Origin of the sequence: Bradyrhizobium sp. ma5, from assembly GCF_042258955.1 — a bacterium.
GTDB lineage: Bacteria > Pseudomonadota > Alphaproteobacteria > Rhizobiales > Xanthobacteraceae > Bradyrhizobium.
The window spans coordinates 754,350-769,874 of record NZ_CP170156.1; the positions used below are offsets into that span (position 1 = coordinate 754,350).

14 protein-coding genes are annotated in these 15,525 nt (G+C 65.0%); 9 read left to right on the forward strand and 5 right to left on the reverse strand.

Annotation, left to right across the window (positions count from 1 at the left end):
* Positions 1 to 29: 29 nt before the first annotated feature.
* Positions 30 to 1,436, reverse strand: a complete 1,407-nt coding sequence (locus ACE103_RS03450; protein WP_375778341.1) for an MFS transporter — start codon at positions 1,434 to 1,436, stop codon at positions 30 to 32.
* A gap of 182 nt (positions 1,437 to 1,618) precedes the next feature.
* Here ACE103_RS03450 and ACE103_RS03455 point away from each other — a divergent pair, with 182 nt between their 5' ends.
* Positions 1,619 to 1,927: a hypothetical protein gene (locus ACE103_RS03455; protein ID WP_375778342.1), complete on the forward strand. Its 309-nt coding sequence runs from the start codon at positions 1,619 to 1,621 to the stop codon at positions 1,925 to 1,927.
* A 19-nt stretch (positions 1,928 to 1,946) separates the two neighbouring features.
* Positions 1,947 to 2,837, forward strand: a complete 891-nt coding sequence (locus ACE103_RS03460; RefSeq protein ID WP_375778343.1) for a sigma-70 family RNA polymerase sigma factor — start codon at positions 1,947 to 1,949, stop codon at positions 2,835 to 2,837.
* Between the two features lie 193 nt (positions 2,838 to 3,030).
* Here the strand turns inward: ACE103_RS03460 and ACE103_RS03465 are convergent, their stop codons facing one another.
* Positions 3,031 to 3,576, reverse strand: a complete 546-nt coding sequence (locus ACE103_RS03465; RefSeq protein ID WP_375778344.1) for a hypothetical protein — start codon at positions 3,574 to 3,576, stop codon at positions 3,031 to 3,033.
* A gap of 395 nt (positions 3,577 to 3,971) precedes the next feature.
* Here ACE103_RS03465 and ACE103_RS03470 point away from each other — a divergent pair, with 395 nt between their 5' ends.
* From ACE103_RS03470 to ACE103_RS03490, 5 genes are all read left to right on the forward strand, one after another.
* Positions 3,972 to 5,144, forward strand: coding sequence for an ABC transporter substrate-binding protein (locus ACE103_RS03470; protein ID WP_050426229.1), 1,173 nt, complete (start codon positions 3,972 to 3,974; stop codon positions 5,142 to 5,144).
* A gap of 224 nt (positions 5,145 to 5,368) precedes the next feature.
* Positions 5,369 to 6,286 carry a branched-chain amino acid ABC transporter permease gene (locus tag ACE103_RS03475; protein WP_223974928.1) on the forward strand — a complete coding sequence of 306 codons (918 nt, stop codon included), beginning with the start codon at positions 5,369 to 5,371 and terminating at the stop codon, positions 6,284 to 6,286.
* Complete coding sequence (locus tag ACE103_RS03480) at positions 6,283 to 7,230, forward strand: branched-chain amino acid ABC transporter permease (RefSeq protein ID WP_375778345.1); 948 nt, start codon at positions 6,283 to 6,285, stop codon at positions 7,228 to 7,230. The genes ACE103_RS03475 and ACE103_RS03480 overlap by 4 nt, the downstream gene beginning before the upstream one ends.
* Positions 7,231 to 7,234: 4 nt before the next feature.
* Positions 7,235 to 8,002, forward strand: a complete 768-nt coding sequence (locus tag ACE103_RS03485) for an ABC transporter ATP-binding protein (protein WP_223974997.1) — start codon at positions 7,235 to 7,237, stop codon at positions 8,000 to 8,002.
* Positions 7,995 to 8,723 (forward strand): ABC transporter ATP-binding protein, encoded by a 729-nt coding sequence (locus ACE103_RS03490; RefSeq protein WP_375778346.1) that lies wholly within the window; start codon positions 7,995 to 7,997, stop codon positions 8,721 to 8,723. The genes ACE103_RS03485 and ACE103_RS03490 overlap by 8 nt, the downstream gene beginning before the upstream one ends.
* A 326-nt stretch (positions 8,724 to 9,049) precedes the next feature.
* Here the strand turns inward: ACE103_RS03490 and ACE103_RS03495 are convergent, their stop codons facing one another.
* A complete protein-coding gene (locus tag ACE103_RS03495) occupies positions 9,050 to 10,486 on the reverse strand; it encodes a glutamine synthetase family protein (RefSeq protein ID WP_375778347.1) in 1,437 nt (478 codons plus the stop codon).
* 135 nt (positions 10,487 to 10,621) lie between these two features.
* Positions 10,622 to 11,980, reverse strand: coding sequence for a Rieske 2Fe-2S domain-containing protein (locus tag ACE103_RS03500; protein WP_375778348.1), 1,359 nt, complete (start codon positions 11,978 to 11,980; stop codon positions 10,622 to 10,624).
* A 114-nt stretch (positions 11,981 to 12,094) separates the two neighbouring features.
* Between ACE103_RS03500 and ACE103_RS03505 the strand changes: the two genes are divergently transcribed.
* Positions 12,095 to 12,880, forward strand: coding sequence for an IclR family transcriptional regulator C-terminal domain-containing protein (locus ACE103_RS03505; protein WP_375778349.1), 786 nt, complete (start codon positions 12,095 to 12,097; stop codon positions 12,878 to 12,880).
* 6 nt (positions 12,881 to 12,886) lie between these two features.
* On the opposite strand, the gene ACE103_RS03510 is transcribed toward ACE103_RS03505, so the two are convergent.
* Positions 12,887 to 13,795 (reverse strand): helix-turn-helix transcriptional regulator, encoded by a 909-nt coding sequence (locus ACE103_RS03510; RefSeq protein ID WP_212317125.1) that lies wholly within the window; start codon positions 13,793 to 13,795, stop codon positions 12,887 to 12,889.
* Between the two features lie 168 nt (positions 13,796 to 13,963).
* Here ACE103_RS03510 and ACE103_RS03515 point away from each other — a divergent pair, with 168 nt between their 5' ends.
* Positions 13,964 to 15,502, forward strand: a complete 1,539-nt coding sequence (locus ACE103_RS03515; protein ID WP_375778350.1) for a benzoate-CoA ligase family protein — start codon at positions 13,964 to 13,966, stop codon at positions 15,500 to 15,502.
* The last annotated feature ends 23 nt before the right edge of the window (positions 15,503 to 15,525 follow it).

Below are 15,525 nucleotides of genomic sequence, written 5' to 3' on the forward strand. Positions count from 1 at the left end.
CCGATAGCGAAACCCAATCACTGCGCGCCTCACGCGTCCTGCGACGCAGTCGTGGCGACGACCCGCCGCCGCATCGGCAGGAACAATCCCGCGACCGCGCCGGCGAACGACAGCGTTGCCGCAAGGCTCATCGCCGCAGCGAATCCGCTCGTGAAATGTCCGGACGAATCGGCCGTGCCATTGGCAGTGAAGCTCGCCACCAGCGCCGCGATGCCGAACATGCCGCCGAGGAAGCGGCCCATGTTGAAGATACCAGACGCCTTGCCCATCTCGCTGACGGCGACCGCGCTCAACACCGCGTTCTGTGCGGCCGGCATCGCCATCGAGACGCCGATGCCGGCGAGCATCAGCGGCGCGATGAGTGCGGAGTAGGGCACCGTGGGGCTCACGATCTCGCCGATCCAGCCGAGCCCGATCGCCTGCATCAGGAGACCGGTGACCACGAGCGTGCGTTCGCCGAACCGGTTGACCACAGCGCCGGCGATCGGCGCCGTGACGAACAGTGTCGCCGTCCACGGCAGCAGGCGCAGCCCGGCGCCGAAGGCGTCGAAGCCGAGCGCGATCTGCAGGAACTGCGGCAGCAGGAACAGCACGCCATACATCGCGGCATAGAACAGCACGCTTGCGGCGATGCCGGCCGCGAACGGTCTGGCCGCGAACAGCCGCATCGGCACCATCGGGCTGGCCGCACGCAGCTCCCACAGCACGAACATCACCGCCAGCGCGATGCCGGCGATCAGCGCACCGCTCACCTCCGCGCTCGCCCATCCGGCGCTGTTGCCGCGCAACAGGCCCCAGACCAGCGCCAGCGCCGCGAGCGCGACCAGCGACAATCCGGCGATATCGAGCGGCGCCGTCGGCCCAAAACTCTCGCGCAGGCGCGCAATCACGAGGACAATCGCGACCAGGCCGATCGGCAGGTTGATCCAGAAGATCCAGCGCCAGCCGAGATGCTCGGTGATGAAGCCGCCGATCGCAGGGCCGATGATCAGCGCGCATCCGGTGATGCCGCTGAAAATGCCGAGCGCGCGGGCGCGCTCCTCGCGGCCGAAGGCGCCGCTCAGGATCGCCATTGCCAGCGGCATCACCAGCGCCGCACCGGCGCCCTGCAGGGCGCGCGCGGCGATCAATGCCGTGGCGTCGCCGGCCAGCGCGCAGGCCGCGGAGGCCACGACGAACAGGCCGATCCCGGCCGCGAACATCCGACGCCGCCCGAAACGGTCGCCGAGCGCAGCGCCGGTCAGGAGCAGCACCGCGAAGGTCAGGTTGAAGGCGTTGACGGTCCATTGCAGCGTCTCGACGGCGCTGCCGAAATCGGCGCGGATGGTGGCGAAGGCCGTGGTCATGATCATGGCGTCCAGCGCCATCATGAAGGATGCCAGCGCTGTGAGGCCGAGCACCCAGCGCTGCTCGGCGCGCTGCTGTGAGGTTTGCATGGTGGTTCTCCATTGGCGCGCCGCAAGGTTGCGGCGCGCTTCGCAAGCCAGGACGAACCGGAGCGGGCAAAGGATGCGGCCGAAGAATTATTTTTGCCGGACCGCATCCTTTGGCCGTCCGCAATCGTCCTTAGGGCTGACGCGGCCGGTTCAGGCCGAAAACCGAGGCGAAGGAGGCTGCGATGAGACGGACCCTGATCAGGTACAAGGCCAAGCCGGAAATGGCGGAGAAGAATGCCGCGCTGGTTGCGGCGGTGTTCGCCGAGCTGAAGGCGGCAAACCCGGATGGCGTGCGCTATTTGACCCTGCGGCTGGAGGACGACACCTTCATCCACATGGTCGAGACCGCGGCCGATGACGGTTCTAGCCCGATCCCGAAGCTGGCGGCGTTCCATGCCTTCCAGGACGGCATCCGCGATCGTTGCGCCGAGCCGCCGCTGGTTCGCAGTGCTGTGATTGTCGGAAACTATCGTATGCTGGATGCGCCGTGAACCGAGTTGGCGGAGCATCATGACGTCATCACCCCAGGCGCCCGCCGCGGTCGACGCGCTGCTGGCAGCGATGCGGCCAAGGCTGCATCGCTACTGCGCCCGCATGGTCGGATCGGTCATCGACGGCGAGGATGTGCTGCAGGACGCGCTGATCAAGGCGATGGAAGCCTTCGCGTCCGCGGCCCCGATCCAGCATCCGGAAGCCTGGCTGTTCCGGATCGCGCACAACACCGCGCTCGATTTCCTCAGGCGGCGCAACCGACAGGACGCGCTGCACGCGCCGGAGGAGGTGGACATGATGGCCGGAGAGCTTGACGACGTCAGCCGCCGCGAGATCGCTGCAAGCAGCCTGCGCACCTTCATGCGGTTGCCGGTGGCGCAGCGCTCCAGCGTGATCCTGATGGACGTGCTCGGCTGCTCGTTGCAGGAAGTCTGCGGCATCATGGATTTCAGCCTGCCCGCGGTGAAGGCCGCGCTGTACCGCGGACGTACGCAACTGCGCGCGTTCGCCCGCGAGCCGGACGATGCGCCGCGGCCCGGCCTGTCGCCGGCTGATCGCAGCCGGCTGAACGCCTATGTCGGCCGCTTCAACGCTCACGACTTCGATGCCATCCGCGCCATGATCGCCGATGACATCAGGCTCGAACTCGTCAACAAGACGCGGCTGAACGGCAAGGCCGAGGTGTCACGCTACTTCGGCAATTATGCGAAGATCGACGACTGGCACCTGGTGACCGGACAGGTCGAGGGCCGTCCCGCGATCCTGGTGTTCGATCCGAACACACAGGGTGGGCCGCCGCGATCGTTCATGCTGCTCGACTGGTCGGCCGACAAGGTCGCGACGATCCGGGATTTCCGCCACGCGCCCTATGCCATCGACGGCGCCGAGTGGGCGGTGGATAGGGGGTAGTGGTCGCCGACGGCTTGTGGAGCCGTGATCGCGCCAAAAACTCCGTGTCGTCCCGGACAAGCGAAGCGCGATCCGGGACCCATAACCATGAATGGTCATTGGTTTGCGATGCTGGGGCCACAGCCTGCTTCGACAACTCAAGCCTGTGGTTATGGGTCCCGGCCTGCGCCGGGACGACGGTGGAGAGAGGCCGCTACCGCGTCTTGCCGCCGAACTCGCCCTTGGCGATACGCGCGACGCGGCTGCCGGCCGCGGCCGGTGCGCCGCTTCTTTCAAACATGCCATCGCCGCCGCTCTCGCGCGGCAGGGGCGACGCTTCATCGACATGACCGTTGCCCGGCCAGAACGTCAGGACCAGGTTCATCACGCCATTGACGGCCGTGCCGACCACCGTTGCGGTGTGCTGATAGGTCAGTGCGTATTCGGGAAATCGTCCGGCAATGGCCCTGTCGAGCATCATGAGGGCGATCCATGCCGCCATCACGCAGACCGGATCCCATCCGATGTCACGCACCCGCATCGACTGCAGCATGAAGCAGACGACGAGCATGCCGTAGAAGGAAAAGATCAGCGCGGGGCTGTTCGACGCCTGCGCCAGCAGCACGTCCGTCCTGCCGCGCGGCACATTGCCCGTGATCCCGTAGACCAGCATCACAAAGCCAAGGCCCACGACGAGGGTGCAGAAGAAAAAGGCCAACCGGCCCATCCGGGCATTGAAGCCGAAGATGTAATTCAGCATGTGACGCACCCCTTTGGGCCCAGCCTCGCCCGGTGATGCTTTCAAGACCATGAAGCCCGCGAGCGCTTGCCGGCCCGTGGTTTCCGGGTGCTTTACCGGATCGTTAAAGCCTGCGGCTGTGGGCGGGCGCCGGTCGCTGGCATTGCGCCGGGCCTGCGACAATCGTTGCCTACGCAACCGGCATTATATTTCTTGCAATGGTCGATTTGGACGAATTATGATGCAAGGTGCTGGGGTATGCGCCGAAGGTTCTAATTGGGTGCCGTCGGTTCATGCTTGCTGCACACTTGCGATATCGCGCACAAAACACGTCACAGAACGGCGCGCGCAAAGCGTGACCCCCGGGCCCACGTGATCAAGCCTGGCGGGATCTTTGGTTGAGGAGGGGAGTGAATATGAAAAAGGCATTCTGGCTGGCAGGCGCCATGGCTTTGGCGCTCGCGCAGCCCGCGACGGCGGCTGACAGCGTCAAGATCGGCTTTGTCTCGACCTTCAGCGGTCCGACCGCCGTGATCGGCAACGACATGCGCAATTCGTTCGAGCTCGCGCTCGACCATCTCGGCCGCAAGATCGACGGCAAGCCGGTCGAGGTGATCTACGAGGACGACCAGCAGAAGCCCGATGTGGGCAAGCAGAAGACCGAGAAGCTGGTGCAATCCGACAAGGTCGACTTCATCGTCGGCTACATCTGGTCGAACGTGCTGCTGGCGTCGCTGAAGACCGCCGTGGATTCGAAAACCTTCCTGATCTCGGCCAATGCCGGTCCGTCGCAGCTCGCCGGCGAACTGTGCTCGCCTTACGTGTTCTCGACCTCCTGGCAGAACGACCAGACGCCCGCTGCGATGGGCCTCTACATGAACCAGAAGGGCGTCAAGTCGGTGTTCCTGATCGGCCCGAACTACGCCGCCGGCAAGGACATGCTCGCGGGCGTGAAGAGCACCTTCAAGGGCGAGGTGGTCGGCGAGGAATACACGGTGTGGCCGAGCCAGCTCGACTTCTCCGCCGAATTGACCAAGGCGCGCAACTCCAAGGCCGAGTCGATCTTCGTGTTCTATCCCGGCGCCGCCGGCGTCCAGTTCCTGAACCAGTACGCCCAGGCCGGCATCAAGGCGCAGATCCCGCTCTATACCGCCTTCACCGTCGACGAATTGTCGTTGCCGCTGCAGAAGGACAACGCGATCGGCATTCCCGGCGCGCAGGAATGGGTCAACGACCTGCCGAACGCCGAGAACAAGAAGTTTGTCGAGGACTATCGCAAGAAGTATCCCGGCCTGCGCCCGACCTATTACGGCGCCCAGGCCTATGACGCCGCCCAGCTGATCAACAGCGCCGTCGTCGCGGTGAAGGGCGACCTCACCAAGAAGGACGCGATGAAGGCGGAGATGGAGAAGGCCAACTTCAAGTCGCTGCGCGGTCCGTTCAAGTATGGCAACAACCACATTCCGATCCAGAACTTCTATCTTCAGGACGTCGTCAAGGACGCCGACGGCCAGCTCTCGCTGAAGACGGTCGCGACCATCGTCAAGGACGACCAGGATAAGTTTCACGACAAGTGTTCGATGAAGTGAGCGGCGGGCGCCATTTGGCGCGCGGCTTGCTTTCTGTTCACCTCGCCCCGCGTGCGGGGAGAGGTCGGCGCGTAGCGCCGGGTGAGGGGGACTCTCCACGAACCTGGTCTGCGGAGCTGCCCCTCACCCCAACCCTCTCCCGCGAAGAGCGGGGCGAGGGAGTTCGCGTGGCGGCGGCGCATATGCGCTGCCGCTGTTTTGTTTCAGCCCGTTGTGAAGGATCCATGTATCTCGTCGTCGAACAACTGCTGAACGGCCTGCAATTCGGCCTGCTGCTGTTTCTCCTGGCGGCCGGACTGACGCTGGTGTTCGGCATCATGGATTTCGTCAATCTGGCGCACGGCTCGCTCTACATGATGGGCGCCTATTTCGCGGCGACCTTCGTGGCTTGGACCGGAAGCTTCGTGCTCGGTGCGCTGCTGGCGCTGGGCGCGACGCTCTTGCTCGGCATCGTGCTCGAATATGTCGCGCTCCGGCATCTCTACGGCCGCGACCATCTCGACCAGGTGCTGGCGACGTTCGGCCTGATCCTGTTCTTCAACGACGCCGTCCGGCTGATCTGGGGCCCGGCCGGCCTCGCGCTGCCGCTGCCGGCCTGGCTCACCGTGCCGGTGCAGATCATTCCCGGCGTGTATTATCCGGCTTACCGCCTGATGATCATCCTGGTCGCGCTGGCGGTTGCCGCGATGCTCTATCTCGTCGTGATGCGCACCCGCGTCGGCATGCTGATCCGCGCCGGCGCCTCCAACCGCGAGATGATCGGGGCGCTCGGCATCAACATCAAGCTGCTGTTCACGCTGGTGTTCGGCCTGGGGGCCGCGCTCGCCGGGCTCGCCGGGCTGATGCAGGCGCCGATCCTCACCGTGCAGATCGGGATGGGCGAGAACATCCTGATCCTGGCCTTCGTCATCATCGTGATCGGCGGCATCGGCTCGATCCGCGGCGCCTTCATGGCGGCGGTCTTTGTCGGCATCATCGACACGATGGGCCGCGCCTTCCTGCCCGACCTGCTGCGCAAGGTGCTGAGCGGGGCGGCGGCCTCGACCGCGGCGCCGGCGCTGTCCTCGATGCTGATCTATCTCCTGATGGCGATCATCCTTGTGCTGCGGCCCGAGGGGCTGTTCCCGGCGGCCAAACGATGACGCCCAAGCCCAACGCCTCCAATGCGGTCGCGGCGCTGCTGTGCGCCGCCTTGGTCCTGCTGCCGGTCTATTCGGCGGTCATGGGCAATATCTTCATCCTGACGCTGTTCACCCGCATCGCGATCTATGCGCTGGCGGCCGCGAGCCTCAACCTGATCATGGGCTATGGCGGCATGATGAGTTTTGGCCATGCCGCCTATCTCGGCATCGGCGGCTATGCCGTCGGCATTCTCGCTGCCGAGGGCATCGGTTCCGGCTTCATCCAGTGGCCGGTGGCGCTTGCGGTCTCGGCACTGTTCGCGCTGTTGATCGGCGCGCTCTCACTGCGCACCCGTGGCGTCTATTTCATCATGATCACGCTGGCCTTTGCGCAGATGGCCTATTACGTCGCCTCCGCTTTGTCGCGCTACGGCGGCGACGACGGGCTCACCGTCTACAAGCGCAGCGATTTCGCCGGCCTGATCAATCTGTCCGACCGTACGCAGTTCTATTATCTCTGCCTCGGCTGCCTGTTCGGCGGCCTCTATCTGATCTGGCGCATCGTCAATTCGCGCTTCGGCCTCGTGGTGCAGGGCGTCCGCTCCAACGAGCAGCGCATGCAGGCGATCGGCTTCCACGCCAACCGCTATCGCCTGGTCTGTTTCGTCATCGCAGGCACGATCTGTGGCCTCGCCGGTGCGCTGCTTGCCAACAACACCGACTTCGTCAGCCCCGCCGTGATGTACTGGACCCGGTCCGGCGACCTGATGGTGATGGTGATCCTCGGCGGCATGGGCTCGCTGTTCGGCCCTGTCGTCGGCGCGATCGTCTATCTCCTGCTCGAGGAGCTGCTGTCGCAGTTCACCGAATATTCGGGACTGATCCTGGGCCCGGTGCTGCTGTTGATCGTGCTGTTCGCGCGCGGCGGCATCATGGGCCTGCTCGGGAGGATGAGTCGTGGTTGATCCCTTGCCAAATCCCTTGCTCCGCGTCGACAATCTTGTGCGCCGCTATGGCGGCATCACCGCGACCGACAACCTCTCGATGGAGGTCATTCCGGGCGAGCTGCACGCCATCATCGGCCCCAACGGCGCCGGCAAGACCACGCTGATCAGCCAGCTCACCGGGCAGGTGATGCCGAATTCCGGCACCATCTACTTCGCCGGCCGCGACGTCACGAGCCTGCCGTCCTATAAACGCTCCAGGCTCGGGCTCGCGCGCTCGTTCCAGATCACCTCGCTGCTCAAGGATTTTTCCGCGATCGACAATGTCGCGCTCGCCGCGCAGGCGCATGACGGCCACTCGTTTCGCTTCTGGGGTAATGCGCGCAAGGAGCGGCAGCTGCGCGACACCGCCCGCGCGGCGCTGGAGCGCGTCGGCCTCGGCAAACGCGCCGATATCGTGGTCTCGCAATTGAGCCATGGCGAGCAGCGCGAGCTCGAGCTCGCGGTCGCGCTCGCCACCAAGCCGCAGCTTCTGCTGCTCGACGAGCCGATGGCCGGGCTCGGCGTCACGGAGTCGGCGCGGATGGTCGCGTTGCTGAAGGAGCTGCGTAAGGAAGTCACCATCGTGCTGGTCGAGCACGACATGGAAGCGGTGTTCGCGCTCGCCGACCGCATCACGGTCTTGGTCTATGGCCGCGTCATCGCCTGCGGCGTGCCGGATGCGATCCGCAAGGACGAAGAGGTCAAGCGCGCCTATCTCGGCGAGCAGCATGCGGTGACGCATCATGGCTGAAGCAAACACCGCCGATACCTTACTCGAAGTTGACGCAATCGAGACCTGCTACGGGTTGAGCCAGGTGCTGTTCGGCCTGTCGCTCAAGATCAAGTCGGGCGAGATGGTCGCGCTGATGGGCCGCAACGGCATGGGCAAGACCACGACCATCCGCTCGATCATGGGCCTGACGCCGGCGCGGTCGGGCACGATCCGCTTCGCCGGCGAGGCGGTGCGCGGCCTGCCGTCCTACAGGATCGCCAAGCTCGGCATCGGCCTCGTGCCGGAAGGACGCCAGATATTTCCGAATCTGACGGTGCGCGAAAACCTCGTCGCCGCATCGGGAAATCGGCTGGGCTCCCCCGATCCGTGGACGATCGACAAGATTCATGCGCTGTTCCCGCGGCTCGCCGAACGCGCCGGCAATTTGGGCGTCACGCTGTCCGGCGGCGAGCAGCAGATGCTGGCAATCGGTCGCGCGCTGATGACCAACCCAAAACTCCTGATCCTCGACGAGGCGACCGAAGGCCTCGCGCCATTGATCCGCGACGAGATCTGGAGCTGCTTGTCGATGCTGAAGGGACGCGGGCAGTCGGTGCTGGTGATCGACAAGAACGTCGGCAACCTCACCCGCATCGCCGACCGCCACTACATCATCGAGCGCGGCAAGACAGTGTGGAGCGGGACGAGCGAGCAGCTGATCGCGGAGCCCGATCTGCAGCACAAGTATCTGGGGATTTGAGGCGGAGCAGGTGCGCTCACTCCATCCCCGTCATCCTGAGGAGCGCGTCTTCGCGCGTCTCGAAGGATGCACGGCCCGGCTGGTGGCCGTCGACCCTTCGAGACGCGCTTCGCGCTCCTCAGGGTGACGGTGCGAGAATTGTAGCGAGCGGCCTCCCCACGCCGTCGTCCTGGCGAAAGCCAGGACCCATAACCACCGAATTCGATTAAGAGTGCGATAGTGGCCCCAGCGTCGCGCAACAACAAGCGGTTGGGGTAATGGGTCCTGGCTTTCGCCAGGACGACGCTGAATACATTCACATTATCTCAGGATGACGGATCGCGACTTCAAAACATCTCGAAATATTCGCGCTGCTCCCAGTCCGACACCTCGGCCTGGAAACGCTCGATCTCCGCGTTCTTGATGAAGACGTAATAGTCGACGAACTCAGGTCCCAGCGCCTGACGGAAGAACGGATCGTCGTTCAGCGCGAACACGGCTTCGCGCAGTGACTTCGGCAAGAGTGCAGCCTTGGTCTCATAGGGCGTGTCGGCGGATGGGCCGGGATCGAGCTTGCGGTCGACGCCGTCGAGGCCGGAAAGAATTTGCGAGGCCATGTAGAGATAGGGATTCGCCGCCGGTTCGCCGATCCGGTTCTCCAGCCGCGTTGCCGGATCATTCGGGCCGCCGAGCACGCGGATCATGACGCCGCGGTTGTCGCGGCCCCAGATCGCGCGATCGGGCGCCAGCGAATAGGAGCGGTAGCGCTTGTAGCCGTTGATGGTCGGCGTCGTGAACACGGTCGAAGCCCGCGCGTGCTCGATCAGGCCGGCCAGCCAGGCGCGGCCGAGCGGGCTCAGCGGTTCGGCTCCTTCCTTGGCCATGAAGACGTTCTCGCCACCCGCGCGTGACACCAGCGACTGGTGCAGGTGCCAGCCGCTCGCGAACACGTTCGGCAGCTTGGGCCGGCACATGAAGGTGGCGTGGTAGCCGTGGCGGCGCGCGATCTGCTTCACCGCGGAGCGGAACAGCACCATGATGTCGGCGGGTGCAAGCCCCACGGTCGGCGCGAAGGTGAATTCGCACTGGCTCGGGCCGAACTCGACCTCGACCGTGCGCAACGGCAAATCGAGCGCGAGGATGTCGCGGCGGATGATCTCGAGCGCCGGCTCCATCTGATCGTAGCGCTGCTCGGTGAGATACTGATAGCCGTGCGACAGCAGGCTGACCGACGGCGGCCGTCCGGGCTGGCCGGCATCCTCCGGCGCCATGTGGGCGTCGTCGAGCTTGAACAGATGGAATTCGACCTCGAGGCCGGCGACGAAATCGTAGCCGCGGCTGCCGAGCTGATCGAGCACCTTGCGATACAGGTTGCGGGTCGCGAACGGCACCGGCCGTCCGTCGCTGAAATAGAGGTCGCAGAGCAGCCAGCCGGTGTTCTCCGCCCAGGGCAGCACGCGGAACGTGGTGGGGTCAGCGACCATCACCACGTCGGCCGCGCCCTCCATCTCCTTCATGCCGAAGCCGCCGCCTGCGGTGAACACCGGAAACACCGTCTTGTGCGAGGTGTCCTTGGCGAGCATCGTCGTGGTGATCGAGCAGCCGCCCTCTAGCGTGCGCACCGCTTCGCTTGCGATCAGGGTCTTGCCGCGCAGGATGCCGTGCTGGTCCGGGAATGAGAGGCGGATGACTTCGAGGTTCTTCTCCTCGACGATGCGGCGGAGGCGGTTCGCGGCCTCCTTCTGCTCATCCGACCACAGGCCGTGACGCTCAACGAAGCTCACCGCGTCACTCCTTTGTTGCTGTCGTTCCGGGATGGTCCGAAGGACCAGACCCCAGATGCGCACTGCGCATCGGGGAACCTCGAGATTCCGGGTTCGATGCTGCCGCATCGCCCCGGAATGACAGCTTCACACACATCACTCCGCCGCCGTCAGGTGATGCACCTTGCCGGCGATCTCGCGCGGCACGGGGGCGGCCCACGGCGCGCCGCGGCGGCGCTTGACGTCGACTTCCATCCAGTAGAGCTCCCAGCCCAGCGTCGGTCCGATACCGTCCATCGTCGCCGGGCCCTGGATGCTGCGCGCCGAGGCGTCGTCGAGGAACAGCATCGGTTTCTCGCCGCCGGAAACCTTTTCGATCTCCTGCCGCAGCAGGCGGCGATATTGCACGATCGCTTTGTCGCTCTGGCCGAGATGCTCGTTGGTGCGATCCTGGATCGCCCCCATCGATTCCACCGCCCACTGGTCGTGGACGTTGATGTCGGTTCCCATGCCGGTATAGGTCTCGGTCGCCTGCTCGTGCGGATCGAAGCCGTAATCGTTGCTGCGGTTCTTGCGCGATTTGTAGTCCGGCAGCGTATAGAGCTCGAGCCGCTGGTCGCGCATCTTCTGCTTGTCGACCGGCGCCGCGTAGCTGGTGAAGATCGCATACCAGTAGCAGTTCTCGTCATCGACCGGAACGTGCCACTGCGTGATCGTCATCTCGGTCGACATCGGGATGACGAAGCCGTGCGGGAATAATTGATTGGTGACGCGCACATGGGTGCGCTCCTCGTCGAGCTCGCGCAGCGCGATCAGGCGCAGGCCGTATTCGGTGTGCTCGACATTGATGATCGGCCGATCATATTCGCGCAGGATCTTGGTCATCGGCATGTCGCTGCCGGCGGAGGCGCCGCGGAATTGCTTGCCGTAGGCCGCCGAGGTGTCCTCGTCCTCGAAGAAGCGATGCAGGAAGGAGGCGTGCGCCGGATCGATGCCGACCTCGAGCGCCTGCAGCCAGTTGCAGTTCATGTGGCCCTTGAACGCGAACGTATGGCTGGCGGGCGCAACGAAGCAGTCGAGCTCCGGAAATGCCGGCGGGGTGCCTTCGCCGAGATAGGCCCACAGGATGCCGCTCTTCTCCACCACGGGATAGGAGCGCTGCTTGATGCCCTTGCAGAGTTGCGATCCTGCAGGCTCGGCCGGCGTCTCGATGCACTGGCCTGATGTGTCGAACAGCCAGCCGTGGAAGGCGCAGCGCAGCCCGCCATTCTCGAGCCGGCCGAAGGCGAGGTCGGCGCCGCGATGCGCGCAGTGGCGATCGATCAGCCCGTAGCTGCCGTCCTCACCGCGGAAAAGCACCAGGTTTTCGCCGAGCAGCCGCACCGGCCGAACCGGACGCGGCCCTTCCAACTCGTCGACCAGCGCCGCCGGCTGCCAGTACATCCGCATCAGCTTTCCGCAAGGGTCCTTAGCTCCCGTGTGGGTGATCAGATCGTTCGCTTCCTGGCTCATCATGGCGGCGTCTCCCGAATTTGGATTTGTTCGCCTATTGAACGAATGTGCGAATTATGCCATGTCTCATTCCAACCGCAAGCGCAATTTTTGAACCGTTCAAATCCGCGAGCCCCCATGCCCAAGCTGAAGCGGACCGATCAGGACGAGCGCGCCACCGACTTCGTCGAGGCGCTCGATCGCGGCCTGCGCCTTTTGCAGGTGTTCGGCACTGTCAGTGGTCCGGCCACGCTGAGTGACCTCGCCCGCGCCGCCGACCTGCCGCGCGCCACCGCGCGCCGCATCCTGTTCACGCTCGCGCATGGCGGCTTCGTCGCAACCGACGGCAAGCTGTTCACGCTGACGCCGCATGTGCTGACGCTCGCGGGCTCCTTCCTGCAATCCAACCAGGTGGTGACGGTGCTGCAACCGGTGCTCGATCGCATCGCGACCGCAGCGCAGGAGATCGCCTCGCTCGCGCTGCTCGATGGCGACGACGTCGTGTTCGTCGCGCGCTCGAGCCCGACGCGGGTGTTCTCTGCAGGTCTCGATATCGGCTACCGGCTGCCGGCGTTCTGCACGTCAGTGGGCCGCGCGATGCTCGGCCGACTCGGCGATGCCGAGCTCGCGGCACGTCTGAAGGCAATGCGCCGCGATCCCGTGACGCCGCAGACCACGACCGATCCGAAGAAACTGCTCGCCACCATCATCGCCGATCGCGCGCAGGGCTACTCGCTGGTCGACCGCGAGGCCGAGCCGCATTTCCGTTCGATCTCGGTGCCGGTGCATCGCTATGACGGCACCATCGTCGCCGCCATCAACATGGGTGCGCATGTCGATCGCGTGCCGGCCAAGGAACTGATCGAGCGCTTCCTGCCGCTGCTGCGCGACGGCGCTGATGATGTGAAGAGCAGGTTGTTGTAAAGGCCGTTAAAGCGCCACGCTGCGCAAGCCGAAGCTCCGCGCCTCGTTCTGTAGCACCGGCCGCACCGAATCGATCAATCGCGCGGCCGCGGCATCGACCGAGAGCCCGGCAGTGTCGACCACCGCCGATGCGCGAGCATAAAGCGGTTCGCGGCTGACCAGGATGTTGCGCAGTTCGGCCATCGCGGAGCGGTCGTCGGCCATCGGCCGCAGATCGCCCTGGCGGCGGACGCGGGCCATATGCTCTTCCGGCTCGGCCTTCAGCCAGATCGTGTAGAACGACGACAGGATCAGGTCGAAGGTCAGCGCCTCGGAGACGATGCCGCCGCCGGTCGCCAGCACCATCAATTCCTTGCGCGCCAGCAGCTGCGTCAGCGCGGCCTGCTCCATGCGGCGAAAGCCTTCCTGGCCGTACAGCGCGATGATCTCGGCAACCGAAAGGCCGTTCTGCGCCTCGATCTCCTTGTTGAGCTCGACGAAGCTCCAGCCGATCTTCTTCGCCAGCATCCGCCCGAGCGTGGTCTTGCCGGCGCCGCGCAGGCCGATCAGCGCGATGCCTGAGAACGAGGCGCCGCGCGGCGCCAGCGGGCTGCTGCCGGCGAGCATGTCCTTGGCCTGCGCGATCTGGTTCGGCGACGCCTTGCGCAGGAGATCGCGAATCACGGCCCAGTCCGGGATCGGCTCGCTCGAGGGGATCAGGTCCTCGAGATGCGCGCCCATCGCGCCTGCGACACGGCGCAGCAGCACGATCGAGACATTGCCTTTGCCGCTTTCGAGCTGGGCGATGTAGCGTTCGGAAATGCCGGAGACCTTGGCGAGCACCTTGCGCGACATGCCGCGGAGCGCGCGCATGGTGCGCACCCGCTGCCCGAGCTGTTCGAGGAAGTCGGTTTCCGGATCGTTGGCTTCGGTCATGATCCCCATGCGACGCGCGGTCCTGACTGAATCAGGTCCAATGGTCTAGGAAACATAATGCCGATGAGGATTGACAGCAAGCCAATGTGGTGGCTTTGTATGAATTATAATTCTTAAATCTTGACGGGAGAGGACAGGCGCGGCGCGCCTGTGCCTGAGGAGCGGGCCATGACCTATAATGCAGTCACCTGGCTGCTCGACCGCAATGTCGATGAGGGCCGCGGCGCCAAGGTCGTGTTCGACGATACGGTCTCGCAAATCACCTATGGCGAGTTGCAGCAGCAGACCCGGCGGGTCGGCAACATGCTGCGCCGGCTCGGCGTCCGCCGCGAGGAGCGGGTCGCCATGATCATGCTCGATACGGTCGATTTCCCGATCGTGTTCCTCGGCGCGATCCGCGCCGGCGTGGTGCCGGTGCCGCTCAACACGCTGCTGACATCAGAGCAATACGCCTACATCCTCAGTGATTGCCGCGCGCGCGTGCTGTTCGTGTCCGAGGCGCTGCTGCCTGTCGTGAAGGACATCATCGCGCGCATGCCCGATCTCGAGCATGTCGTGGTCTCCGGCAAGGACGCGCACGGCCACAAGAAGCTGTCGGATGAGATCGCGCGCGAGGGCGACGTGTTCGCGACCGCGTCGACGCATGCCGACGAGCCGGCGTTCTGGCTCTATTCGTCGGGCTCGACCGGCATGCCGAAGGGTGTGCGCCATCTGCATTCCAATCTCGCGTCGACGGCGGAGACCTATGCCCGGCAGGTGCTTGGCATCCGCGAGGACGATGTCGGCCTGTCGGCGGCAAAGCTGTTCTTCGCCTATGGGCTCGGCAATGCGCTGACCTTCCCGATGTCGGTCGGCGCAACGACCATCCTGAATTCGGAGCGTCCGACGCCGGCGGTGATGTTCGCGCTGATGAACAAATATCATCCCAGCATCTTCTTCGGCGTGCCGACCCTGTTCGCGGCGATGCTGAACGACGAGGCGACAAAGACGCAGTCCGGCGGCAATCGCCTGCGGGTCTGCACCTCGGCCGGCGAGGCGTTGCCGGAATCGGTCGGCAATGCGTGGCGCACGCGGTTCGGCGTCGACATCCTCGACGGCGTCGGCTCGACCGAGCTCTTGCACATCTTCCTGTCGAATGCGCCCGGCGACATCAAATACGGCTCCTCGGGGCGTCCGGTGCCCGGCTACAAGGTGCGGCTGGTCAACGAGCTCGGGGCCGACGTCGCCGACGGTGAGGTCGGCGAGCTCTTGGTCGATGCACCCTCGGCCGGCGAGAGCTACTGGAACCAGCGCGCCAAGAGCCGCGCCACTTTCGAGGGCGCGTGGACCCGCACCGGCGACAAGTACACGCGCGATGCCGACGGTCGTTACACCTTCTGCGGCCGCGCCGATGATATGTTCAAGGTGTCCGGTATCTGGGTCTCGCCGTTCGAGGTCGAGAGCGCGCTGATCACCCATCCCGCGGTGCTGGAAGCGGCCGTCGTGCCGGAGGCCGATCCGGAAGGCTTGCTGAAGCCGAAGGCCTATGTGGTGCTGCGGCCCGAGAGTTCGGCCGACGGTTTGCATGAGGCGCTGAAGGAACACGTCAAGCAGAAGATCGGGCCGTGGAAATATCCGCGCTGGATCGATGTGGTCGACAATCTGCCGAAGACGGCGACCGGCAAGATCCAGCGGTTCAAGTTGCGGCACGACGACGGCGCGCACTAGCATTTCCACTTGCGTCGTCCCGG

Coding starts and splice junctions, on each gene's coding strand:
- ACE103_RS03450 (WP_375778341.1), bottom strand. CDS start 1,436: ATGCAAACCTCACAGCAGCGCGCCGAGCAGCGCTGGGTGCTCGGCCTC.
- ACE103_RS03455 (WP_375778342.1), top strand. CDS start 1,619: ATGAGACGGACCCTGATCAGGTACAAGGCCAAGCCGGAAATGGCGGAG.
- ACE103_RS03460 (WP_375778343.1), top strand. CDS start 1,947: ATGACGTCATCACCCCAGGCGCCCGCCGCGGTCGACGCGCTGCTGGCA.
- ACE103_RS03465 (WP_375778344.1), bottom strand. CDS start 3,576: ATGCTGAATTACATCTTCGGCTTCAATGCCCGGATGGGCCGGTTGGCC.
- ACE103_RS03470 (WP_050426229.1), top strand. CDS start 3,972: ATGAAAAAGGCATTCTGGCTGGCAGGCGCCATGGCTTTGGCGCTCGCG.
- ACE103_RS03475 (WP_223974928.1), top strand. CDS start 5,369: ATGTATCTCGTCGTCGAACAACTGCTGAACGGCCTGCAATTCGGCCTG.
- ACE103_RS03480 (WP_375778345.1), top strand. CDS start 6,283: ATGACGCCCAAGCCCAACGCCTCCAATGCGGTCGCGGCGCTGCTGTGC.
- ACE103_RS03490 (WP_375778346.1), top strand. CDS start 7,995: ATGGCTGAAGCAAACACCGCCGATACCTTACTCGAAGTTGACGCAATC.
- ACE103_RS03500 (WP_375778348.1), bottom strand. CDS start 11,980: ATGATGAGCCAGGAAGCGAACGATCTGATCACCCACACGGGAGCTAAG.
- ACE103_RS03505 (WP_375778349.1), top strand. CDS start 12,095: ATGCCCAAGCTGAAGCGGACCGATCAGGACGAGCGCGCCACCGACTTC.
- ACE103_RS03510 (WP_212317125.1), bottom strand. CDS start 13,795: ATGACCGAAGCCAACGATCCGGAAACCGACTTCCTCGAACAGCTCGGG.
- ACE103_RS03515 (WP_375778350.1), top strand. CDS start 13,964: ATGACCTATAATGCAGTCACCTGGCTGCTCGACCGCAATGTCGATGAG.